This window comes from Planctomicrobium aquicomposti (assembly GCF_051466325.1).
Lineage (GTDB): Bacteria > Planctomycetota > Planctomycetia > Planctomycetales > Planctomycetaceae > Planctomicrobium.
Map to the genome: position 1 here is coordinate 3,824,654 of NZ_CP195792.1, position 24,175 is coordinate 3,848,828.

18 protein-coding genes are annotated in these 24,175 nt (G+C 59.6%); 6 read left to right on the forward strand and 12 right to left on the reverse strand.

The features are described 5' to 3' along the window. Positions 1 to 7 precede the first annotated feature (7 nt). Positions 8 to 1,405 carry an MBL fold metallo-hydrolase gene (locus tag SH664x_RS14785; RefSeq protein ID WP_437202187.1) on the reverse strand — a complete coding sequence of 466 codons (1,398 nt, stop codon included), beginning with the start codon at positions 1,403 to 1,405 and terminating at the stop codon, positions 8 to 10. A 973-nt stretch (positions 1,406 to 2,378) separates the two neighbouring features. Between SH664x_RS14785 and SH664x_RS14790 the strand changes: the two genes are divergently transcribed. The 3 genes from SH664x_RS14790 (at position 2,379) to SH664x_RS14800 (ending at position 4,782) form a co-directional block, all read left to right on the forward strand. After that, positions 2,379 to 2,657, forward strand: a complete 279-nt coding sequence (locus tag SH664x_RS14790) for a hypothetical protein (protein WP_437202188.1) — start codon at positions 2,379 to 2,381, stop codon at positions 2,655 to 2,657. Between the two features lie 249 nt (positions 2,658 to 2,906). After that, on the forward strand, positions 2,907 to 3,653 hold the full coding sequence (locus SH664x_RS14795) for a 2-phosphosulfolactate phosphatase (protein ID WP_437202190.1): 747 nt from the start codon (positions 2,907 to 2,909) through the stop codon (positions 3,651 to 3,653). Positions 3,654 to 3,774: 121 nt separating this feature from the next. After that, on the forward strand, positions 3,775 to 4,782 hold the full coding sequence (locus tag SH664x_RS14800) for a mitochondrial fission ELM1 family protein (RefSeq protein WP_437202192.1): 1,008 nt from the start codon (positions 3,775 to 3,777) through the stop codon (positions 4,780 to 4,782). An 88-nt stretch (positions 4,783 to 4,870) separates the two neighbouring features. Here the strand turns inward: SH664x_RS14800 and SH664x_RS14805 are convergent, their stop codons facing one another. From SH664x_RS14805 to SH664x_RS14825, 5 genes are all read right to left on the reverse strand, one after another. Continuing rightward, positions 4,871 to 5,662, reverse strand: coding sequence for an isoprenyl transferase (locus SH664x_RS14805; protein WP_437202193.1), 792 nt, complete (start codon positions 5,660 to 5,662; stop codon positions 4,871 to 4,873). 359 nt (positions 5,663 to 6,021) lie between these two features. Then, positions 6,022 to 7,137, reverse strand: a complete 1,116-nt coding sequence (locus tag SH664x_RS14810) for a pyridoxal phosphate-dependent aminotransferase (protein WP_437202195.1) — start codon at positions 7,135 to 7,137, stop codon at positions 6,022 to 6,024. Positions 7,138 to 7,286: 149 nt separating this feature from the next. Then, positions 7,287 to 8,165 carry a carbon-nitrogen hydrolase gene (locus tag SH664x_RS14815; RefSeq protein ID WP_437202197.1) on the reverse strand — a complete coding sequence of 293 codons (879 nt, stop codon included), beginning with the start codon at positions 8,163 to 8,165 and terminating at the stop codon, positions 7,287 to 7,289. 67 nt (positions 8,166 to 8,232) lie between these two features. Continuing rightward, positions 8,233 to 9,153 carry a 1-phosphofructokinase family hexose kinase gene (locus tag SH664x_RS14820; RefSeq protein WP_437202199.1) on the reverse strand — a complete coding sequence of 307 codons (921 nt, stop codon included), beginning with the start codon at positions 9,151 to 9,153 and terminating at the stop codon, positions 8,233 to 8,235. Continuing rightward, the gene (locus SH664x_RS14825) at positions 9,150 to 10,319 is read right to left on the reverse strand and encodes an iron-containing alcohol dehydrogenase (RefSeq protein WP_437202201.1); all 1,170 of its coding nucleotides are present in this window, start codon (positions 10,317 to 10,319) and stop codon (positions 9,150 to 9,152) included. Before SH664x_RS14825 ends, SH664x_RS14820 begins: the two co-directional genes overlap by 4 nt. Positions 10,320 to 10,481: 162 nt before the next feature. On the opposite strand from SH664x_RS14825, the gene SH664x_RS14830 reads away from it, so the two are divergent. After that, positions 10,482 to 12,467 carry a M20/M25/M40 family metallo-hydrolase gene (locus tag SH664x_RS14830; RefSeq protein ID WP_437202203.1) on the forward strand — a complete coding sequence of 662 codons (1,986 nt, stop codon included), beginning with the start codon at positions 10,482 to 10,484 and terminating at the stop codon, positions 12,465 to 12,467. Positions 12,468 to 12,721: 254 nt separating this feature from the next. On the opposite strand, the gene tpx is transcribed toward SH664x_RS14830, so the two are convergent. From tpx to SH664x_RS14845, 3 genes are all read right to left on the reverse strand, one after another. Further along, positions 12,722 to 13,225: a thiol peroxidase gene (gene tpx / locus SH664x_RS14835; protein WP_437202205.1), complete on the reverse strand. Its 504-nt coding sequence runs from the start codon at positions 13,223 to 13,225 to the stop codon at positions 12,722 to 12,724. Positions 13,226 to 13,387: 162 nt separating this feature from the next. Continuing rightward, entirely contained in the window at positions 13,388 to 14,611 is a 1,224-nt protein-coding gene (locus SH664x_RS14840; RefSeq protein ID WP_437202207.1) for an SMI1/KNR4 family protein, read from the reverse strand. Between the two features lie 72 nt (positions 14,612 to 14,683). After that, positions 14,684 to 16,093 (reverse strand): UTP--glucose-1-phosphate uridylyltransferase, encoded by a 1,410-nt coding sequence (locus tag SH664x_RS14845; RefSeq protein WP_437202209.1) that lies wholly within the window; start codon positions 16,091 to 16,093, stop codon positions 14,684 to 14,686. Positions 16,094 to 16,472: 379 nt separating this feature from the next. Between SH664x_RS14845 and SH664x_RS14850 the strand changes: the two genes are divergently transcribed. Next, positions 16,473 to 17,543, forward strand: a complete 1,071-nt coding sequence (locus SH664x_RS14850; RefSeq protein ID WP_437202211.1) for a Gfo/Idh/MocA family protein — start codon at positions 16,473 to 16,475, stop codon at positions 17,541 to 17,543. A gap of 216 nt (positions 17,544 to 17,759) precedes the next feature. Here the strand turns inward: SH664x_RS14850 and SH664x_RS14855 are convergent, their stop codons facing one another. From SH664x_RS14855 to SH664x_RS14865, 3 genes are all read right to left on the reverse strand, one after another. Then, positions 17,760 to 20,903, reverse strand: a complete 3,144-nt coding sequence (locus tag SH664x_RS14855; RefSeq protein WP_437202213.1) for an efflux RND transporter permease subunit — start codon at positions 20,901 to 20,903, stop codon at positions 17,760 to 17,762. A gap of 70 nt (positions 20,904 to 20,973) precedes the next feature. After that, on the reverse strand, positions 20,974 to 22,332 hold the full coding sequence (locus tag SH664x_RS14860) for an efflux RND transporter periplasmic adaptor subunit (RefSeq protein ID WP_437202214.1): 1,359 nt from the start codon (positions 22,330 to 22,332) through the stop codon (positions 20,974 to 20,976). Positions 22,333 to 22,346: 14 nt separating this feature from the next. Then, entirely contained in the window at positions 22,347 to 22,844 is a 498-nt protein-coding gene (locus SH664x_RS14865) for a MarR family winged helix-turn-helix transcriptional regulator (RefSeq protein WP_437202216.1), read from the reverse strand. A gap of 206 nt (positions 22,845 to 23,050) precedes the next feature. Here SH664x_RS14865 and SH664x_RS14870 point away from each other — a divergent pair, with 206 nt between their 5' ends. Continuing rightward, on the forward strand, positions 23,051 to 24,109 hold the full coding sequence (locus SH664x_RS14870) for an Ldh family oxidoreductase (RefSeq protein ID WP_437202218.1): 1,059 nt from the start codon (positions 23,051 to 23,053) through the stop codon (positions 24,107 to 24,109). Positions 24,110 to 24,175: the final 66 nt, after the last annotated feature.

Sequence of the window (24,175 nt, forward strand, 5' to 3'; positions counted from 1 at the left end):
ACCGGACTCAGACTTCGTAACTGTCCCCCAGTTGGGGGATCACCGGGTCCTCATCGCAGTTGTCACGAATGAGGCTGGCCAGCCCCTGTGCTCCGGCCGCTTCGCCATGCACGAGGAAGACTTTTCCGAAGGAGCCGCGGCGTGTCGATTCCTTGAACCACCACTGGAAATCGGCGGCGTCCGCATGGGCGGAGAGCCCTTCCAGCTGCAGGACATTCGCCTTCAACGGATACTCGCGGCCAAAGATCCGGAGAATTTTTTCGCGATTGGCGATATGACGACCGGTGGTCTGGGAAGCCTGGTAGCCCATCAGGAGAATGGTATTCCGGGCATCACCGACGGCATGTTTCAGATGGTGAACCACGCGGCCACTTTCGCACATGCCACTGGCGGCGATCACCACGAATGCTCCCTGCCGCTGATTAAGCGCCATACTCTCCGGCTGGCTACGGATGTAACTCAGGTGCGAGAACCCGAAGGGATCGGGGTCGGTTTTCAGGACCTCTTCAACATCCGCATCAAGAGTATGTGAGTACCGCAGAAACAACTGCGTCACTTTGTTGGCGAGAGGACTGTCGACATAAATTGGAATGCGCGGCAGCACCCCTTCATTATGCAGATCGTTCAAGTAGTAGACGACCTGCTGCGTTCTACCGAGTGCGAAGGCGGGAATAATTACGCGCCCTCCATGCTTCAGCGCTCCTTCCAGCACCTGCAGCAGAATCGCCTTCAGATCCTGCGGTGAGGGATGCAGACGATTGCCATAGGTCGATTCGCAGATCAGCACATCGGCACCGTCGACCAGCGGCGTGGGATCTTTCAGGAGCGGCATGTCGCGCCGACCGAGATCGCCGGTGAAGACGATTCGTTTGGTCTCCCCCTCGTCCTGCAGTTCGAGTTCCGTGATCGCGGAGCCAAGGATGTGGCCGGCCGGTGAAAACCGCAGGCGGACATCATCAGCCAGCGACACCCAGTCATCGAACTGGCAGGGCTCGAACAGCTTCATCAGGCCGTGAACGTCGTCCACGGTGTACAGCGGATCGATCGGCGGATGCTTCCCGATCAGCTTGCGTGAGAGATAGGCAGCATCTTCCTGCTGGATTTTTGCTGAATCCAGCAGCATCACTTCTGCAACGTCGGCGGTGGCATCCGTACAGAACACGGGACCGCGAAACCCCGTGCGGAACAGTCTCGGTAAGTTTCCGCAATGATCAATGTGAGCATGCGACAGAATCACCGCATCGAGTGTTTTGGGATCGCAACGGAGTGTTTCGTTTTTGCGACGTGATTCTTCGCGACGTCCCTGAAAGAGGCCACAGTCCAGCAGGATTCGCCGATCACGGGTTTCAATCAGATGCTGGCTTCCCGTGACCTCCCCCGCCGCACCCAGGAACGTGATTTTCATCTCCGCACTGTCGTGGAAGAGAGCCAGAGTGTCGAGTGCAGTCGACCTGCGACAGCCCGGTTTGAGCGGACTCAGCGAGAAACGGGTGAGACGCAGCAGAGGGTCGTAGCAATCTGGCTCAACGCCATGCTGAAGATTGCAGCAGCTGCTTCACACGCCTGGAAATCAGAATGTTTGCTGATGCCGCTTGACAGAATCATCCGAAAAGACGACTGTCTCGCCCGTCCGCAGATGGACGAGAAACAGCGAACACAAACCTTCCGCAACATGTTCGCCAGAGGACCAAACAATCGCGTGGGCCGCGATCACCCAAGGTGCGTGCCAGACACGACCTGATCGTCGCCCTTCTCGCAGCAGTTCCTGACTGCGCAACACGCGGAAGGTTTGACATTGAGAGCCGTGGCTTCCACTCCGGAGACCACGGCTCTTTCATTTTTGTCACAGCCCTTCTGCTCCCGGCCGTTCCGCTCCACACGAATTCCACTCCGAGGTGGAGATCCTGACCGCGGTTCAGAGAAGTCATCGAGACGGACACGTGCTGAAACGAAAATCCCAAATCTTCGAATTCCGGAACTTTTTGTTTGCTGCCCGGCAGCGTTTCGATAAACTCCCATTTGCGGGAATTGATGCGTTGTGTTGCCCCGGATAGGGAGATCTGCGTGATCTCGATCAGCCTCCCTGCTGGGGCATTGTGCCGCGCTGGCGAAGACGACAACGAGTCTGCGAGTCACCTGACTGCTGCCTCCGGGCTCAACACGGACCTGAGCGGACAATGAGTCACCCGAGCTTCCCCAACCGGAAGAAAGGCTGTCATCAGTCGCAACGTAGGCTGCGCGGCACCGGAAAAAGCAACCTGCTCTAGGAAAACATGGTGGTTTTCTCTACAGAGGCATTTCTCTCAAAGGCGGTTATTTGGTCATCGGAATCAGGAAACCTGTCTTTACAAGGAAGTTCAACACAAGGAGCGAAGCAGATGGAGGCTTCATCAAAGCAACCTCTTCTGAGCGATGTCAGCCTCGGCTGTTCACCGGTCGGGCTGTGTCTCAACGCTGATGATCAGATTGCAGATCTGGAGCGGAAAATCGCTTTCCGGACCGCTGGACGGATCCGTGAACTCCGCGTCGAGTCGTCCGGTGAAATGTTGATTCTGTGCGGTCGGACAACAACCTACTACGTGAAACAGCTGGCGACACAGATCGCTCTCGATGAGCAATTTGACCTGTCGTTACAGAACTCGATCGAAGTCATTTAGTCGCCTCGGTATCTGACTTTTCCCTCCTCGATTCGATGTGTGGGATAAAGGGACCGATCCGTCAGGCTGCGGCTGCCCGAGACGGTGGGGGACGAGTGACCGGCAGCAGTGAATTCTCGCACTCTCGGAATTTCATGCGGGAGCCGATCGCGGCTGAGTGCGGAAGCTTCTGCCAGACGCTGGCGCTCGTGTGCGCGTCCGAAGCCTGCGTTCCTTGCGCAAATCAGGGGTTCCGTCTAGAATTCCGGAATGCCCCACATTCATGTTCATCTTTTGCCGGCACTCCTCGAATCGCATCAGCTGCGCGACGGAGTTGTTGTCGTCGCCGACATTCTGCGGGCCACCACGACAATCATTCACGCCCTCAGCGCGGGAGCAGAGGCGGTCATCCCCTGTTTGACGGTCGATGAAGCCCGTGCTGCAGCCCGCGAACTCCCACACGAATCGCGAATTCTGGGGGGGGAACGGAAAGGGGAGCGAATCGACGGGTTTGACCTGGGAAATTCCCCAGAGGATTACACGTCCGCAGTCGTCGCCGGCCGACGGGTGATCTTCACCACCACCAACGGCACCAAAGCACTTCTCGAGTGCCGAGAGGCACGCAAAGTGTTCATCGGGGGCTTCGTGAACCTTACCGCCGTTGTGGAGCGGTTGCGTCAAATCGGCGCCGATGCCCATGTCCTCTGTGCGGGGACTGATGGTCAGCTGACCGCGGAAGATATTCTGTTCGCCGGAGCGGTTGCCTCGCAGCTGGTGACCGGCTCACCATCCGGCTGGAACTACGGGAACGTGCAGGGACAGATGGCGGCCGATTACTATGTCGCCCGTTCCCGTGACCCCCAGGTCTTTCGTGACACCTTTTTTGCCAGCCTGGGGGCCCGGAACCTGTTGGAACTCGGCATGACGGCCGATATCGAACGCTGCCTGCAGCGAGACCTGTTCCCCTTCGTGCCACAATGGAATGCTGCCACGGGTGACATTCGACTGAATCCCTGACGTCAAGAGCCGGGACAGCGGCAATCTGCTCTGGAGGCAATTTTCCTTCAGGGATACAGTATCCCGGCCCGGACGGAGGTCGTGGGCATTGCCGTCCGCACATTGCAGGGATGCCTCGGGCATGTCGATTTTCCCCTTCCCCCCTTCATCTGCCAACGCCCCAGGCTGCTTCAGCTGGGGGATCGCCGACGGCGCTGCCGGGCATGGCAGCCAGGTACGCGGCCTGACAGAGGGACTCGGTGGAGAATCGCAGGTCTTCGACTGCACACTGGCGGCGCCGTGGAAGTATCTGCCTGGATTTTGTGTGCCTCGTCAGCAACGCATTCTGCGCGCGGCCGTCGACCTGAACTCCCCCGCCCCGCGCGTGCTCGTCTCCTGCGGTCGACAGGCCGCCACCGCTTCCTGGATTCTGCGCCACAACGAACCCCGCACTTTTGCCGTGCACCTGCAGCATCCGCAGTCGCCGCTGGAACGGTTCGATCTCATTGTCGTTCCGGAGCACGATGGTTTAACCGGTCGCAATGTGGTCACGACACGGGGAGCGCTGCATCCCCTCTCTCCTGCCGCTCTGGCGACCGCTGCCGCCAAGGGACCAATGGGGGGACTCGAACAATTCGACTCTCCATTCGTCGCAGTGTTGCTGGGGGGACCGAACCGATACTTCCCCTTTACCCCGGAGGATACCGCCCGGCTCGCGCATCGATTGCAACAGGTCGCGGCTGCGGGGCATCGCCTCGCGATCATTCCTTCCCGTCGAACTCCCGCTCACGCCATCTCCCGGTTCGAAACCCTGTTTGGACAGGATCACCTCGTCTGGACCGGAAAGACGGAGAATCCGTACCGGTCTGCATTGGCATTGGCGTCTCATCTCATTGTGACGGGTGACTCGATCTCGATGGTTTCCGAGGCGAACGCCACCGGTCGACCGGTCTACGTGGAAATGCTCAATGAGCGTCGACCCGCCCGGAAATTTGCCCGCTTTCATCAGCTCTGCCAGCAGCGTGGGTTGATCCGACCCTTCACAGGGGAACTGGAAGACTGGAGCTACGAACCGCTGTATGAAGCGGGTCGTATTGCCGCGCTCATTCATGATCGGCTGGCAAACAGCACGCTGCGGGCAGCGGGATAGAGCCTTTTGCCTCGTCCTCACCAAGCGGAAGTCAGGATTTCCCCAAACAAAATGCGGCCGGCGCGGAGACCGGAAAACGCAACCGACTCTACGGAGTCGAGGGGGACAGCCCCTGCGGTTTGACGTTGAGGCCGCCGAATCGACGTTCCCGACCGGCGTAGCCTTGCAGCGCTGCGATCAGCTCGGGTTTGCGGAAGTCGGGCCAGAGGGTCTCGGTTACCCACAATTCCGCATAGCTGATCTGCCAGAGCAGAAAATTACTGACCCGCATCTCGCCGGCGGTGCGAATCACCAGATCAGGATCGACCATGCCCGCGGTGTAGAGGTGATCGGAGATCGTCTGTTCCTGAATGTCGGCGGCGTTCAACTCGCCGGACTTCACCTTCTCAGAAATCTTGCGGACCGCAGCGACCAGTTCGTCGCGAGCCCCGTAGTCGAGTGCCAGACAAAGCTGCATGCCGGAATTGTCGCGGCTGAGCTCGATCGTGGTGTTCACTTCCTGCAGGATCCTGCCGCCGATGCGGTCGGTGCGGCCGATGGTGGTAAACCGGATCTCCTGCCGCATGATTTCGTCACGCTCGGCGACCACATACCGCTGCAGCAGGCTCATCAGCAAATCGAGCTCGACCGGGGGCCGCTTCCAGTTCTCGCTGCTGAAGCAGTACAGGGTGAGCTGTTCGAGTCCCAGCCGGGCACATTCTTCGACCACGGTCCGCACGCTCTGCACACCGCGGCGATGACCTTCGATCCGGGGATATCCCCGCTGCTGGGCCCAGCGGCCATTGCCATCCATAATGATCGCAATGTGCCGCGGCAAACGCTCGGCACACAGGCCCAGGGCCTGAAGATCGGCGGAAGTATAAGGAGATTCAACAGCCACTGGTCATTCTGGAGCGGAGTGCTCTTACCTGAGTCTGTGCAGTCCGTTTTCAGTCAGGAAAACGGGGAGTCTCGCGTCGGAGCCGGCCTGCAAGTGGAATGGAAACGCTCTGGACACCGTCCGGGAGCAGGTTGCTTTTCCAGCGCCCGTGAAACCAGCGTGTCATTTGGTGAAATGCTGACTTCCGCGTGGCGAGGACGGGGCAATGAAAACTCAAATTGCTCTCAAGACAGGGCTCCGGCTGGTCGCAGATCTCCACGACTGGCGCCCAAGCCCCGGTGCACTTCGGCATTCTGACGGAACCGGTCCGTCTCGGCAATCACCGACTCCAGAAAATGCGGAACCGGCCAATTCACCGGTTACGGTCCGCTGCGGGCCACCCGACGCAGGATCTCGGCCCCCCGCAGCAGGGTGTCGTCGCTGGCGGCATAGGAAATACGGAAATGGGTGTCCTCACTGCTGAAAACATTTCCGGGAATAATCAGCAATTCGTTCTCAATCGCCTTTTTGACGAATTCGGTGCCGGTCCCCCAGGGCGTGCGCGGGAACAAATAAAAAGCTCCCTCCGCTCCCTGAATTTCGAAATCGTCCTTGAGGGCGTCGACCATCAGGTTCCGCTTGCGGCGATAATCGGCCACCCGGTCGCTGATGTCGTAATCCCAGGCGACGCAGCTGGCCCACTGCATCGGATGCGGAGCACAGACAAATGTGAACTGCTGCAGCTTGATCATCTGCTGAATAATATGTTCCGGGCCATGACACCAGCCGACCCGCCAGCCGGTCATCGAGTGTGATTTACTGAATCCATCAATGACGATGGTCTGGTCATTGAATTTTGCCGGGCTGACGAATTCATGGTCGTAACAGAAGACCCGGTAGATCTCGTCGCTGAGCAGCGCGATGTTGTGTTCGCGGGCAATCTCGGCCAGTCCCCGCACTTCCTCTTCGGTGGCGACATGGCCCGTCGGATTGCAGGGGCTGTTGAACAGAATCAGCTTCGTCTTCTCGTTGATGGCCGCCTTCACTTTGTCGAGCGGAATGCGGAAATCGGGATACGTCGAGATCGATCGCACCGTTCCACCCGAGAGGGTCGTCAGGTGCTTGTACATGACGAACCACGGATCAAAGACGATGACTTCGTCTCCCGGATTCACCAGTGTGTTCAACACCAGCATCAGGCCGCCGCTGGTCCCGCTGGTGATGAACGTCTTGCGGTCAGCATGGCCATAAGTCGCCTGCACGGAGGACTGGATCCGCTCCAGCAGCGGCTTGATTCCCTGTGTCTGGCTGTAGGCATTTTTACCTTCATCCGCCGCCTTCTTCATCGCCTCCTTGATCGGCTCGGGCGTGTCGAAGTGCGGCTGACCAATACTCAGATTGCAGGGATTGGCCATGTTGGCCGCGAGGTCGAACACCTTGCGGATGCCAGATGCGTCGATTTTGTGCATCCGGTCTGCGATCCATTTTTCAGACATCTGTGTGTTCCGTCAGAAAGGTGGAATTCTCTGGGAGTGGTGAGCTGGTTCCGCACCAAAATGCACTACGCGGGATGAGTCGGTCCGCTATCGTCGCCTGATGTTCGGTCGGAAGCAAAAGATGGCTTCGTTGACCCGCTCGCAGCGGATCAGTCGCGATACCGCTTCACGATGTCCCCATAGGCATCGATCCGGCGATCGCGCAGGAACGGCCAGTGGGTCCGCTGCACATCGATGCGGTCGAGATCACAGGGGACGATCAGAATTTCCGGTTTGTCGACGCTGGCTTTCTTCAGAATCGTTCCCGAAGGATCGCAGATAAAGCTCTGTCCCCAGAATTCGATGCCATCGCTCGCCGCTCCTTCATGACCAATCCGGTTGGGAGCAGCCACAAAGACCCCGTTTGCGATGGCGTGGCTGCGCTGAATCGTTTCCCAGGAAGTATGCTGCGCGACTCCGTATTCGGCTTTTTCTTTCGGATGCCAGCCGATCGCCGTCGGGAAGAACAGGATCTCCGCTCCGGCCAGTGCGGTGAGGCGGGCCCCTTCCGGATACCACTGGTCCCAGCAGATCAGCACGCCGATTTTCCCGAAGCGGGTCTCGAAAGCTTTGAAGCCCAGATCTCCCGGCGTGAAGTAAAACTTCTCATAGAACAACGGGTCATCCGGAATGTGCATCTTGCGATACAGCCCCAGCTGAGAGCCATCGGCATCAAACACAACAGCGGTATTGTGGTACAGCCCCTGAGCCCGCTTCTCGAACAGCGAGGCCACAATCACCACCCCATACTTCTTTGCAAGGGCACTGAATGTTTCCGTGCTGGGACCGGGAATCGTCTCCGCCAGCGCGAAGTTGCTGTGGTCTTCCGACTGACAGAAATACTGGGCCCGGAACAGCTCCTGCGTACAGATGATCTGCGCTCCCTGCTGCGCTGCCCGTTCGACATCGGCAGCGGTCTCGCGCAGGTTGGCGTCGACGTCGAGGCCGGCGGGCCGTTGAACCAGGGCGACGTTGACTACTCGGGCCATTTCTCGTTGCTCCGCAAAAAACTGTGTACTGAATCGGACCAGTCCCGGCAATCTGCCCGGACAGGAATCATTCTTCGGACTCAATTACGACCTGGGCTGCCAGTTCCTGACAGCGGTCCATTGTCAGCCGGCCCGGCAACAATTGCTCAGCGTTTTGAGCCGCTGCGCCGATGCCAAACCGGATGGCCATCAGCGGATCATCGCCGCGATGAAGCGCGACTGCAATTCCAGCTGCCAGACAATCTCCGCACCCGGTCGGATTGACCGTCCGCACCTGGGGTGGTCGCAGCCGATACGTCGACTGTTGCGACATGACATGGACCAGTCGCGGCCCATCGGTCACGACAATCCAGTCCGCACCGGCGTCGCGGCACTCCTGCATGGCAGACACCACCGCCGCCGATGTGTTCAGGGATCGACCGCAAGTGGCTGCCAATTCTTCCCGATTGGGCTTGATGAGAAAAGGCTTGCCCGGCAGACATTTTCTCAACGGTTCTCCCTGCAGGTCGAGAATCGTGCGAATCGATGTCGACTGCAGAAACTGTGCGAAAAATTCGGGCGGGACATTTGGAGGAAGAGAACCACTGAACACGGCCAGGCTCGCCGTTCGCGACAGGGCCTGCCAATGGCTGGCGAAACAACTCAGGACCGCGTCTTCCACCGGTCCGGTATTCTCCACCAGTTCGGTGGTCACCCCGTCAGCATCCAACAGGGTGGTACAGACCCGGGTCGGCTGCCGACTCTGAATCCACTCCATATGGAGTGGAAACAAAAACAGATCCGCTGCCAGAGCATCCCCGGATTGCCCTCCGCGGGTGGTCACGGCAGCGGTTTCCACTCCCAAATGACAGGCGGCCACGGCCACGTTGATGACCTTGCCCGAAGCGCACCACTCCGCCCCACGGGCCCGGTTCACGTCACCGATCCGGAGCGAGTCAAACTGGAGAATCTGCTGCAAAGCAGGAGAAAGTCCGGCTGCCAGGATCACCAGTGAGCCTCCAGGATGGAAAGGAGTTCGGCGTCTGTGAAATCACGCGGATTCCCGCTGAGACTGTTTCCGCGCGAGCCGGTCGCAATCTCGAGCAACTGGGAATGATGGACTCCCAGGTCGCGCAGACGCCGGGGAACCGACAGGTTGTCGAGTAAGGAATCGACCGCGGCAATCCCCTGCTCCGCCGAGGCGGTCAGATTGCCCGTCAACAGGGGAGCCAGCCGTCGCAGCCGGGCGTTCGCCACCTGCAGGTTTTGTCTCATGGCAATCGGCAGCAGCGTGGCACAGGCCAGTCCATGTGGCACGTTGCAGAGGGCCCCCAGGGCAGCTGCAACGCCGTGTGCGAAGCCGAGGCCGGAGTTCGCCAGTGCAATCCCGGAAAGAAAGGCGGCGTAGGCCATCGTCTCGCGGGCGGCCCGGTTTCCGGGGTCGCGGCAGGCGGTTTCCAGTGCCGACATCGCTCCGTCCAGGCCGGTCAAGCAGAGTGCGTCCGTAAAAGGCTGCGCTCGGCGGGAAAGAAAACTTTCGATCAGCTGTGTAATGGCATCCAGTCCCGAAGAGGCGGTCTGGCGGGGAGAGAGGCTCACCGTCAATTCGGGGTCGATCAGAATGGCCGAGGGGAGCATCAGGTTGGAACGGAGACTTTTTTTGCACGGCGGCTCATGACAGGAGATCACCGCATTCCGGGTCGCTTCGCTGCCGGTTCCGGCAGTTGTCGGGACAGCCAGTACCGGGAGCGGATCCGCCGTGAGTGTTCTGCCGGTCCCGACTCCTTCCAGATAGTCGCGGACACTCCCTCCCTGGCTGTTCGTCGCCATCGCAGCGACCGCTTTGGCCAGATCGAGTGCCGCTCCTCCTCCGATGGCGAGAACCAGATCTCCGGATGCAGGTTGAAACCGCAGGATGTCACGGGTGGTGGCATCGACATCGGCAATGGTCGGCTCGCACGTGACGGTACAAAGATGTTCGACAGCCAGATTCTGTGAGGAGAGCGAGCTCAGAATCTCTCCCCACACCGGGGATTTGCGGAGCGTATTGGAACCATCGACCAGAAAGACACGGGAACCGAGTCCGCGCGCCAGCGTTCCGAGCTCGACCCGGCGTCCCCAGCCGAAGGTCACCTGTCGAGGAAGCAGCAAATTGAATTCGAGGGACCGGTTCATCTCACAGATTCGGTTGAAGGCGCAGGGCTCGCAGACCCGGGCGAGGGAAGGTGTTTGGCAAACTTTTCCCCGGCGATCCCTTTCCAGACGTTACTTCTCCGGCGGAAAGACGTATAGAATCCCCGGCGGAAAAACTGAGAGATTCGACGGGAGGCGGAGTTCATGCGACCAAGTATAACGTTCAGTACCCTGCTCTGCGGACTGCTGGCCTGGAATTTGGCCGGCGCGGACGAACTCTCTCTCTCTGCGCAGCGAATGCGGGAAGACCTGAAAATTCTGGCATCCGATGAATATGAAGGGCGTGGCATCGGCACCGAGGGATTGAAGAAGGCAGCCGAATATATTGCGGAACAGTTCCGCGCGACGGGACTGAAGGTGGACGTCGCCGGAGGGGACCCGTTTCAGGAATTCGAAATCACCGACGGAGCCCGGCTGGGCAGTCCCAACACGCTGAGCTTCAGCGGCCCCGGCGGAAAAGTGATTGATCTGCAGTTGGATCAGGATTTCCGCCCCTGCTCCTTCGGAGGCTCGGGAACGTTCAAGGCTCCGCTGGTCTTCTGTGGATATGGCATCGACGCCAAGGATCAGGGATTCAACGAGTTTGCCAACGTCAATGTCCGGGGCAAGGTGGTCATCCTGATGCGGAGGGCTCCTCAGCAGGAGAACCCACACGGGATGTTTGCCGTGGCCCACGGTATCTCGCGGCATGCTTCACTGGCCACCAAACTGGGGGAAGCCTTTACTCGCGGTGCCGTGGCAGTGTTGCTGGTCAACGACCCCTACACCGGCCGGTCCGAGAAGGAAGGGCTTGCCAAGCAGGTTGAAAAAGCACGCGATGAAATCATCGTACTGGCGGAGAAATTGTCAGCGCAGGGAGCCACCAGCGATGAACTACTGCCCCAGCTCCGACGAGCCGTGGAACATTTGCGTCAGGTCGAGCAGATGGAAAGTGCTCATGTGGCCGACCCGTTAATGACCTTCGGCTATGGCGGCACCCGCTCGGGCAAGTCACTGCCCTGTTTCCAGATCACGCAGCAGGCCTGCAACGAATTGCTCTTGGCCAGCCTCAAGACCACGCTGCAGAAAATCGAAGCCGAAATCGACGAGACCGGCAAGCCGGCCAGCAGTGAGCTGACTGGTTGGACCGCAGCTGGCCAGGCCAGTATCGACGTGCAGAAGGTGGAAGTCGACAACGTGATTGGCGTGCTGGAAGGGACCGGCCCACTGAAGGAAGAGACCATCGTCATCGGAGCACACTTTGACCATCTCGGTCTGGGTGGAGAAGGTTCACTGACTCCCGGAGTGAAAGAGATTCATAACGGAGCGGATGACAACGCCTCAGGGACAGCGGGCCTGATCGAGATCGCCCGTCGGCTGGCGTCCCGGGGAAAGCCGCTGCCGCGGCGCATCGTATTTATTGCCTTCACCGGGGAGGAACGGGGGCTCCTGGGCTCTGAGGAGTACGTCAAAAATCCCGTCTATCCTCTGCAGCAGACCATCGCCATGTTCAATATGGACATGATTGGCCGCATGGAAGATGCCAAGCTGACGGTTTTCGGAACGGGGACCTCCTCCCGCTGGGAGAAGCTGGTTGATGAAGAAGCTGCAGCGCTGGGGCTGAAGCTTTCCAAGAAGCCGGAGGGCTTTGGTCCGAGTGATCATTCCAGTTTCTATGCCCACCGGATTCCGGTGCTGCATCTCTTCACCGGGACACACGGCGATTACCATCGCCCCTCTGATGACTGGGAGAAGATCAATTTCGCCGACATGGACCGGGTCATCAATCTGCTGGAAAAGCTGGTCGTGGAAACGGCGGAAGCCCCCACAAAGCCGGATTATCTGCACATCGCCGGCGCGGCATCACTCGACCGGAGCGGCAACCGCCCCTACTTCGGCAGCATTCCGGATTTCGGTTCCGATGTTCAGGGCTATGCCCTGCAAGGAGTCTCTCCCGGCAGCCCGGCGGAAAAGGCGGGCTTACGCGGGAAGGATGTCATTATCCGGCTGGGAGACCATCACATCGGCGGCCTCGACGACTTTGACCTCGCACTGCGAAAGTTCCAGCCGGGCGAACAGGTGGATGTCACCGTGCTCCGTGATGGACAGGAAGTGACGCTGAAGCTGACTCTCGGCACCCCTCGTGGTTGAAGGGGACTCAGCGGCCCGCCAAAAAGTGTGAGGCAGGCCGCACGTCCTCAAGCCTTTTCACGTAGGATTGCCCCGTTCTCACCATGCGGAAGTCAGCCCTTCACCAGACGAAGCGCTTGCTCCGCAGGCACTGGAAAGAGCAACCTGCTCAAATAAAAAACTCCGGACGGACTCGCCCGGAGTTTCTGATTGACCTGTGCCAAATGGCGGGGCGGATCTGCTTTGCAGTCGCTCTCCCGGAAATTCCGTAGTCCTCAACCGCGTGCGGCCGCCAGAGCGGCGTCGTAGTTCGGATGCTCTGAAATTTCCTTACAGTACTCAACATGCTTGAGCTTGTTGTCGGCCCCGATCACAAAGATCGCGCGGGTCAGGCAGCGATCGAGCGGCCCTCCTTCAATCAGCACGCCATAGGACTTGCCGAAGGCAGCTGTCCGGTGGTCGCTCAACGTGGCAACTTTGTCGACGTTCTCAGCACCGCACCAGCGCTTCTGTCCAAACGGCAGATCGGTGCTGACAACCAGAATCGCTGCGTTCGCGAGCTGAGCCGCTTCATCATTGAAGCGCTTGGTCTCCAGGCTGCAGACGCTGGTATCGAGCGAAGGGACTGTCGCCACGATGCGGGTCTTGCCCGCGGACGATTCCAGCGTGACGTCTTCGAGAGACGTATTCTGCAGGGTGAAGGCCGGAGCCGCATCACCAACTTTCAACTCCGCTCCGGACAGCTTCACCGGATTCCCTTTGAGCGTCACTTGTGGCATTTCCGCACTCCCTGTTTCATGAAAAATGGAAACTGCCTGCAATTGGAATCTGCAGGCAGTGATCAGTAATCCCCCTGGCTGCAAGCAGCGTTCCGCACGCGGCACTGCGTTGGTCGATCCGCAGTGTCACGCCGGAATTTGTCCATCCACTCGAGCGAAACGTTACAGCTTGGGGGGCAGAGTCAGCATCTTCTTCATCAGCCCCAGCAGTTCCGGATCGAGCTCCTGTTTCGAATCGGTCAGGTTCTCAGTCTCGTCTCCATATTCTGCGAACTGTTGCAGGGCGGCCTGGAACGAGGGGGGCAGACGATTGAGGTCCAGACCATCCAGTGTCTGTCGGGCTTCCGCCAGAATCGCCTGCATCATCTGTGGGTAAACGACTTCAATTTCGTCATCACTGAGCGACTGCATCCGCTCCTGCCACTCTTCCTGCGCGAGCGCCCGTTCGCTGAGTTCTCCGCCGATCAACCGCACGCGCAGCTGCACCAGCTTTTCGCGGTCGGCAGATTCGAACGTGACCATCGCCGGTTCGCCGGAACCGTTCCGGTTCTTCCAGCGTCCATCGGCGAGAGAGCGGGATTCTGACCACAGCGTACTGACTTCTTCGTAGTCGTCCGGATCAACGACCGACTCTTCATCGGGGAAGTCACTCGGTTCCGCCGCCAGTTGAATCTGGTAGAGCGCAGGAGTGGCATTCTGGACCGTGTTAATCAGGCATTGCTCGGCATCGAGCGGCTTGACGATTTCGAACCGGGTCAACAGCTCAAAATCCCCCTGGCGTTCCTGCCGGAACAGAATGAAAGAGGTTCCGGATTCACAGAGCCGCTGATCGATCGTGTGAGGTGCCGGCTCCCCCGCTTCCACGGGAATCTCAATCACTTCTTCCGCCAGCAGTTCGTATTCGCTGATTTCATTCCAGTCGACAGCTGGTTCCGCATCCGAGGCAGAAAGTCGGTTCAGGAAGTCGTCGACTCCCCCTTCGATTCGTTCGCAATAGCCGCAATGGAGGTCAATCGCGATGACATCCGGCTCTCCTTGCGGGCCGCATTCGTGATAATCGAGGCCGAAGAGCGTATGCCCTTCGTGTTCGTCTGCAAAGATCAGAATCTGTTCGGCGTGCCCCCCGTTTTCCTGCACCATTTCGAGGGCGTCGTCATCAAGCAGCTTCGATGCCAAAGCCACGGACTGCCGCTTGTCACGCGAAGTGACCTGAAACAGATTGACTTCCTCGTACCGGACGTATCCGCCGTTCTGGACGGACAACACTTTCACGAGGCTTTGTGGAAGGGAGACCTTCAGGCGTTTCTCGGCCAGTTGCAGGTCTTTGGGGGTCAGTCCCGGCGGAGCGTCTTCAGTCTCTTCCCAGAACTGCTGCAGATTCAGCATTGAATTGGATCCATCTCAGCCATTGAAATTCGAATCGCTGAGTATGCCGACTTGCCAGTCGAATGGCAATTCTCAATTCAGGACGGTGTCCTGCTTGAAGACGGCCGCTTCCGGCAGCTTCTCGCCGAGTTCATCGGCATCCAGAGCGTACAACGGGCTGATTTCGATCGTCACTCCCTTATTGACGCGGGCGCCGGTCGACTCCACCCACGCCCGGGCAATGCGTGCCAGAGCTTCCCGGCAAGTCATGGGCGAATCGTTCCCGTCTGCGTTTTTCACGGGGTTAAACTCACGGGCCCGATCCCCTTCCACCACCAGCGCCACCTGCGCATGCGGCAGGGCATCGAAGATGAACTGCTCAAACTTGGTGGCATTCGGCTGGGACGGCTGCACGGAACGTCCGGCGGCGTCGACATACGGAACTTTCTTGTTCGCGATATGGAACGGCAGCGAGAGATCATTCTGCAGCAGCTGTTCGAAGAACTGGCGACGAAACACGTGAATGGCCGTGTTCCCTGCCCAGAACAGCAGGTTACCGTCAGGGGCCTGTCGCCGGGCCTGTTCAATCGGCAGATCGCTGTATTCGATGATCTGGGTCTGCCCATCGACCGCTGCCAGAACCCCCATTTTCTCTTCCGCATTCACCTTGGCCACGACCTTGGTGGTCATGTCGGAATGCGTCAGGGCGTGGTGTCCGAGCATCGCCGGGTCGCAGACGATCGCTGTCGGGTTGTCGACCTGATGGTAGTAAAGGTGTTCGATCCCCCGATCCCGCATCACATCCAGGAGGCCGCTGTTCTGCAGGGCCCGCAGCATGCCGCCATGCCCGTCGGGACTGGTCGCCAGACGGCCGGGACTCTCGAGCAGAATCTGTGTCGACGCCATGTCGAGGGCCGGCAGTGAAGCCTGCTGGAAGAAGAAGACGTTATCTTCTCCCAGACCGAAATACCGGTGTCGCTCGAAGAAGGCGACCGTCGGAACGTGGGTCGCCTCGCTCGTCATGATGAAATATGGGATCGGCTGACCGGCCCGGCGCGACCGTGCCAGCAGCTGTTCGCAGAGGATCTGGAACAGCGTGCGATCGGTGAGCGGCCCGATCGGGAACATCCCCTTGGGGGCCTCGAATCCGAGTCGCGACCCCTGCCCGCCGGCCACCAGAATGGCACCGACCTTGCCGTCGGCCAGCAGGTGTTCACCCTTCTGGATCGCCTTCAATTCCGCTTCCTGCGCCGCGGCCGACTGCGGCAGCCGGACAACCTGTTGCAGCCCCTGAGCCCGCGCTGCTCTCTCTGCTCCGCTGCCACCGGGGTGCGCGGGTTCGGTTCGCAGCTGGACGAGCCGCTGCAGCAGGGTGAAATCGATTTCCTCGATCTGTTTAAGCAGAGCTGCCTGCTGTTTCTCGTTCAACTGGTCCCAGAACTGAACCAGGTGTGTCTGTTGATGCTCCTTGAGACGCTCCATCGTGTCGTCAGGAATTCGCACAGCTGTCTCCGAGAGAAACCTGCCAGGAAATACGGATTAGGGGCACTCGTGCGAGCGCGGTCCTGCCGCTGAATTTTAATCGTCAGGTCGAGTTTGTTGGAATCGACGTGGAGAGTATGCGTGGGGAGAGAGCGGCGCCAACTCTGCAAGGATCAATTGACGTTGATTGATCCACGGAAGACTCTGCCGGTTCTGCAGATCGTGCGAGCCGGGGAGGTCAATCGCGGCCCCACGGGCAGGCTCGGACCGGGACTGCGGGAGGCGGACAACGTCCTCACTACCGTTGAGGGAGGCGGGAGGAGCGGGTACAACGTGTGGCAGCCTTTCCACTGATTTTTTGAGACGCCGGCCAACGTGGCCGCCAACCTGGAGTGCTTACATGTCCATCGGATTTGGCATTGTCGGAACTGGAATGATTGCCCAATTCCATGCCAAGGCCATCGCCGCCATTCCCAACGCCCGACTGGTGGGGGGCTACGACAATGCCCCGGCCCGCGCGGAAGCGTTCGCCAAGGAATGTGCCTGCCAGGCATATTCCAATCTGGATGAGATGCTGGCCAACTCGGAAATTCAGGTCGTCACCATCTGCACTCCCAGCGGTGCCCACCTGGAACCTGCCGTCGCCGCTGCGAAAGCCGGCAAGCACGTGCTGGTCGAGAAACCGCTGGAGATCACACTGGAGCGCTGCGATGCGATCATCAATGCCTGTAAAGAGGCCGGAACGCTGTGCGGGGCGATTCTCCCCTCCCGCTTCACCGGAGCCAATCTGGCACTGAAACAGGCGATCGACGCCGGCCGGTTCGGGAAGCTGACGCTGGGGGACACCTATGTGAAGTGGTGGCGGACTCAGGAATACTACGATCAGGGGGGCTGGCGCGGAACCTGGGCTCTCGATGGAGGCGGGTCCTACATGAATCAGGCCATTCACAACGTCGACCTCATTCGCTGGTTCATGGGAGACGTCGCGGAAGTCTGCGGTCTGACCTCCACGATTGCCCACGAACGAATTGAAGTGGAAGACGTCGGCACCGCGATCGTGAAGTTCAAGAACGGCGCTCTCGGCACGCTCGAAGCGACCACCGCCGCTTATCCCGGACTGCTGAAAAAGACTGAGATCCACGGATCTGAAGGCTCGGCCATCGTGGAGCAGGATTCCATCCTGCTCTGGGATTTCAAGAACGCCGATCCGCGCGATGAAGAGATTCGACGCGAATTCGCCAAAGGCAATGAATCCAGCGGCGGCGCTGCCGATCCCAAGGCGATTTCCTTCCTCGGCCATCAGCGGCAGTTCGAAGACTTTGTCGCAGCCATCGAGTCGGGTCGCGCTCCGATGATCGACGGGGAAGAAGGCCGCAAGAGTGTTGAACTGATTCTGGCGATCTACCAGTCCGCCTGGGAAGGCAAACGGATCAGTCTGCCCCTCAAGGCTGATCCCAAGCGGCCCGCATAGAGCTGCTGGACTCTTGATCGGTCCGTCCTGGCTCCGCGGAAGCTCGCCTTTCACTCGACGAAACGCTGGCGGCGCGGGCCATGGAACGAGCAACCTGTTCTGAGTCAGCCAACCGACGGCGACTGCCGAGAAATCACAACGGGACGATGAATCAACCGGTTCATCGTCCCGTTTTTTTGTTCGGCCCCTTCAGAGACCGCTGCTGCGCAGACAGCATCAATGATGGTCTGCTGCGGGCGGGGCCTCTTCGACTACTTTCCTGCCGCGCAGTTTCTCATCGAGTCCCTGAAAGATGACGAAGAAGATCGGGATAAAGAAGATCGCCAGAACGGTCGAAGCAATCATCCCTCCGAACACCGCCGTTCCCAGCGCCTGTTGTCCGGCGGCCCCTGCTCCGTCGGCGAAGACGAGCGGCACCACCCCCAGAATGAACGCGAACGAGGTCATGATGATCGGCCGGAACCGCATCTTGGACGCCTCGGCTGCGGCCTCATACAACGAACGGTTACGAGCCCGCAGATCTTTCGCGAACTCCACGATCAGAATCGCATTTTTACTCGCCAGCGCGATGATCAGCACGATTCCGATCTGCGTATAGACATTGTTGTCCATGCCCCGCATCGCTACCGCCGCGGTCGCTCCCAGCAGGCCCAGCGGCACCACCAGAATCACGGCGATCGGCAGGATCCAGCTTTCGTACTGGGCGGCCAGCACCAGATAAACCAGCAGGATGGCGATGGCAAAGATGTACACCGCCTCTCCGCCGACTTTCTGTTCCTGATAGGCCATCCCGGTCCATTCGGTGTCCATGCTGGCGGGCAGGACCTGATTGGCGATCTGCTTCATGATCACCAGCGCATCCCCCGAGCTGTAACCAGGAGCCGCCGCACCGGAGACCGTGGCCGAAGGGTAAAGGTTGTAGCGGTTCACCACCTGCGGACCGAACGAGCGGTCCACATTGACCAGTGTGCTCAGCGGCATCATCTGGCCGTGGCGATTGCGGACCTCGAGCTTGCCGATATCTTCCGGCACCGCGCGAAACTTCTGATCTCCCTGCACGCGAACCTGATAGGTCCGGCCGAACTTGTTGAAGTCGTTCACATAGGCTGAACCGAGATACGCCTGCAGCGTGCCGAAGATCGTCTCCAGCGGCACATCCATTGTTTTGGCTTTCACACGGTCGACGTCGACGAACAGCTGTGGCACACCGGGACGAAACACCGTCGTCACACCGGCCAGTGAGCTTTGTGTGGCGGCATCCGCCACGATGGCCTGAGTCGCCTGCTGCAGCTCCTGCAGGCCGACGCCCCCCCGGTCTTCCACGATCATCTCGAAGCCGCTGCGGACGCCCAGTCCGCGAATCGCGGGAGGAGGAAAGGCAAAGATCATCGCCTCCTGAATGGACGAGACCGACTGCATCACCTCACCCAGAATCTGCTGTTGCGTCCGGCCGGACTTGCGTCGCTCCTCGAAGTTATCAAACGAAGCGAACACCGTCCCCGCATTCGGGGCGCTACTGCCGTCGAGCAGTGACAAGCCCCCGATGGTAATCCAGTCGCCGATGCCATTGATCTTGTCGAGCCGTGCATCGATCTGCTTGAAGACTTCCCGGGTCCGCTGCTGCGAAGCGGCATCGGGGAGCTGCACGATCATCAGAAAGTAGCCCTGGTCTTCCGTCGGGATGAAGCCTGTCGGCAACCGCATGTACCACCACCCGGTGATCGACACGAGCACGACAAACACCAGCGAGACCACGACCCGCTGATGCACCAGCCAGCGGATCGTCGCGGCATAGGCGTTTTCAATCGGCGCGTAGACCGCTTCGAACCACCGGAAGAGAAACATCTTCTTCTGCCGCATCGGCCGCAGCCACAAAGCACACTGCGCCGGCTTGAGTGTGACGGCATTCACGGCACTCAGCAGTGCGGTCGCCGCGATGGTCAGGGCGAACTGTCGGTAGAGCTGCCCCGTGATTCCCCCGAGAACGGAGGCCGGGATAAAGACCGCCAGCAAAACCAGTGTGATGCCAATGATCGGCCCGAGCACTTCGCTCATCGCGCGGATCGTGGCCTCACGCGGAGGCTCACCCCGTTCGATGTGATGCACTGCATTCTCGACCACCACAATGGCGTCGTCGACCACGATCCCGATGGCGAGGACCAGCCCGAATAGAGTCAGCATATTCACGCTGAAGTCCAGGGCATACATCGCGGCGAAGGCCCCGATAATGGTCACCGGCACTGTCGTGGCGGGAATGAGCACAGCTCGCCAGTCCTGCAGGAAGGCCAGAATCACGATCAGCACCAGCACGCCCGCCTCGAACAGCGTCTTGTAGACTTCGTGAATCGAGGCTTCGATGAACTTGGTGGTGTCGAGCGGCACCCCCCAGGTCACGCCTTCCGGAAACTGTCGGGAGAGTCTCTCGATTTCCTTGATCACGTCTTCCGCCACTTGCAGCGCATTGGCTCCCGGCAGCTGATAGATCCCGATGTTGGCGTTCTGTTGCCCCCGCTTCATGTTGAACTGGTCGTATGACTGTGCTCCCAGCTCGACGCGTGCGACATCTTTCAGGTAAACAACTTTGGTCCCTTCGCCAGTTTTGACGACGATGTCTTCGAACTGGGCAGGTTCACTCAGCCGACCAAGTGCCGTGACGGTGTACTGAAAGTCGGTCTTCAGATCGATCGGTGGCTGCCCGATCTGTCCGGCCGCCACCTGGACGTTCTGTTCCCGAAGGGCGTTGACGACATCCTGCGCCGTCATTTCGCGGGCTTTCAGCTTCTGCGGATCGAGCCAGACCCGCATGCTGTAGTTGGCTGTGCCGAAGACCGTCACTTCCCCCACGCCGGGCACACGGCTCAGCGGGTCGCGCATGCGCAACGTGGCATAGTTGGAAAGATACAGCGAATCGAGCCGCGGATCGGAACTGATCAGCGAAATGACGAGAATGATATTCGTCGACTGCTTCTTGACGGTGATCCCCTGCCGACGGACTTCTTCCGGCAACTGTGGCTCCGCGATGGAGACCCGGTTCTGGACGAGCACCTGCGCCTCATCGAGATTGGTGCCGATCTCGAATGTCACGGTCAGGGAGTAAGAACCGTCACCGGAACTTGTGGACGACATGTACAGCATGTTTTCCACCCCGTTCACCTGCTGCTCAACCGGAGCGGCAACGGTATCGGCGACAGTCGTCGCATTGGCTCCGGGATAGACGCTCGACACGCGAATCGTCGGCGGCGTGATCTCGGGATACAGCTCAACCGGCAGTTCCCAAAGTGCCACGACGCCGATCAGGATCGTGACGATCGCAATCACGTTGGCGAAAATCGGCCGTTCGATGAAGAACTTGGAGAACATGCAAGTTGCCTGCCGTCAGATCGATCAAAGGGATGCAGAGTGACACAAACACGAGCTGGTAAATCGGTCCCTATTTCCCGTCGGTCGCTTTCCCGTCAGTCGCGGTTTCCGCTGCGGGAGCCGCCGGCTGTCTTTCATCGGTGGCCTCCGGTTTCGGATCGGCGGCCGCAGCAGGTGGGGCCGTCTGCGGAACGGTGGGGGGGGCTCCCATGGTGGACAGGGTCGGATCGACAGTCGAGCCGGGTCGAGCCCGCTGCAGCCCGTTGATCACAATGCGATCCTGGGGAGTGATTCCGCTCAGAATCACCCGCATGCCGCCGGTGAGGATACCCAGCTTGACAGGACGTTGTTCGACGACGTTCTTACTATTGACCACCAGCACGAAGTCACCCCGCTGGTCGGAACTGAGAGCCCGCTCTTCGACCACCAGCTGTTCTTTCGGTTCACCCAGCGCAATGCGGACCCGCACGAACAGACCGGGAATGAGCTCGCCATCCGGATTGGGAAAAACCGCACGGCGTTCGGTCGTGCCGGTGCCGGGATCGACTCCGAAAGCCCGGAAATCGAGAACCCCCTTGTAAGCAAAGTCCCCCGAGCTGCCGAGAGCCATCTCGACCTGAGGAGGCGAAGCGTCGCTGAACTTTAACACGCCGGTGCGGATCATCTCCATGAACTTCAGCAGATCGGTTTCGCTCAGCTCGAAGTAAACGTGGATAGGATCGGTCGAGTCGAGCGTCCCCAACACCGTCTGGCCCTCGATCACCAGATTGCCGATGTCCACAAGATGGCGACCAATGCGGCCATCGAACGGAGCATGAATTTCAGTGTAGCTCAGGTTCAATTCGGCATCTCTCACCGCAGCTTTGGAGGCTGCCACGTCAGCCACGCGTGAGGCTCGTTCCGCCTCCTGAATATCCAGTGCACTCTTGGTAGCTGCATCATTGAGAGCCAGGGCGCTGGTCCGGGCGAGCTGCTGCTCCGCAAGTTGCAATTGTGCTTCTGCCTTGGCGAGCTGTGCCTGCGCCGAAGCCAGAGCCGCTTCAAAGGGAGCCTTGTCAATGACAAACAGCAACTCCCCTTTCCGGACATTGTCACCATCGCGGAAGGCGATCGACTCAAGATACCCCCCCACGCGAGCACGCAACTCAATATTAGCGACAGCACGGGTGCGGCCGGTCGTCTCGAAATATTCGAGCACCGGCTTCTGCAAAGGGAGTGCGACGGTAACCTTGGGGGGAGGAGGTGTGATCAGCTGATTTCGAGGCTGGCAGCCGGTCAGCAGAAGCAGTGTCGTCAGCAGACAGACAGCCCACCGGCCGCCCCCCTGACCCGGCCTCGTCTCGTGCTGGCCGTTCGCCGGTACACTGCAGCAGCCTGCTGGCTGCAATGCCTGCGGACAGATCAATTGTCCCGCTGCGCTCGTCATCATCTGGATTCCTTGATTCATCTTCCACACGTCGTCAGATTTCTCGGTTGGACACCCTCGGCGGAACCCTCTCCCGGCGATTCCGGAGGGGAAAGATTGTCGTGTACCTGCTCCAGCAACCTGCGCAAACTGACATACTGCTTTTCTGACAGATTGCGACTGGAACGCTCCCGGACTCGCTGGAAGCAATGAATGATCCGCTTCCAGACGGGGACCGCCTTGCGGGTCGGTCGGATCATTTTCCGACGGCGATCATTGACATCCGTCGTCCGTTCAATCAGCTCGTCCCGTTCCATACGTGCGAGAACCCGGGCCATCGTGGGGGGTTCGACATGGGCGAGCTTGGCCAGATCGACCTGCGATAATTCTCCCTTCAGCGCCAGCCAGGCGAGAACCTGACACTGGCGGTAGGTGATCCCCTCCACCGAGAGTTCCGAATTCATCGCACACTCGAAGCGATGTGCGGACAGATGAATCCAGTAGCCGATATCGGACTGAAAATCGTGCTCGAGCATCCCCGCTGCGGGCTCCCTGGAATTCGATAGACAGCTAACCAATAGCATGGCATACTTTTTATAGCGGGCAAGGTGACAAAGACCAATGAATTCATTTTCCGTGGAAGAAGTTCACTCCGGATTTGACAGAGATCCCGGCAGCGCTTCATAACCTGTGCAATTGTCAACGCGCCCCCTCTCCCCTGTGCTCAACCGATTGGTCCACGATGTCCCCCTTCCCGTCTGATCCGGCTCAGGAGACGCGGATTGCGCCCGAGCAGCTGCGCCCGCTGCTCGAACAGCTGCTGACGAAGCGCTGCCTGTTTCAGTACGATGCGGCAGTCGCCGTACAGCGGCTGCTGGACGCCGATCTGCATGGGATCCCCCAGCAGGGATGCGCGCTTCTGGGCAGCCTGCTGGATGCCATCGACCTGGGAGATATCGATCCGCGGGGGCGGGTCCTGACCCTCGCGGATGCTCCTACGTTCGCAGTCCTCGACGGAAGCCGGGCTGTCGGAATGGTGGCAGCTTCGCGGGGAGTGGAACTCGCTCTGGAGAAAGCTGTCGCTCAGGGCCTCGCATTGATCGTGATCGGCAACAGCCAGACGCTGGGAGCCCCGGAAATTTATGCCCGTCTGCTGGCCCAGAAAGGGTGCATCGGCTTCTGCACGACCAGCACAGGCACAGCGACACTGGCCGCTCCCGGGCAGACGACTCCCTTGGCCGGAAATCATGGTTTCGCCTATGCCGTCCCCTTCGGCACGGATTGGCCTCTGGTGTTCGACGCCAATTGCGGCCCCATCAGCTTACACCAGTTGCAGCTGCTCGAACGCTATGGAATGAAGCTTCCCGAAGGGCTCTGCCTGAATGCCGAAGGCGCCCCGACCACAGATCCGGCCCAAGTGCGAACTCTCCCGCCGCGCGGCGACGGGCTCGGCTTCGGACTCTCATTGTTCTTTTCGACGCTCGCGGGTCCGCTCGCCGGGGGAAAAATGCCCCTCCACAAACGGCAGCGCGCCGCGGCCGATGACTCCCAGCATGTGCTGCTGGCGATTCATCCTCCTCACTTCTGCGATGTCGAGAAGTTCAACAAAGAACTCGCCACCACCTTTGAAGACATGCGGCAGAAGACGATTGATGCGGGAACAACTCCGTTCGAACTTCCGGGAGACCGCGCGCGACAGGCGTATGAACAGTCAATGCGCGACGGCATTCCACTGCACCGCACCGTGGTCGACGACCTGCGAAACCGCGCTGAAAAGCTGAAGGTGCCCGTTCCGTTCTAGTGCATCTTGTTTTCTGATCTACCCGTTCTTGCCACGCAGAACTAAGCATTTCAGCACACGAAACGC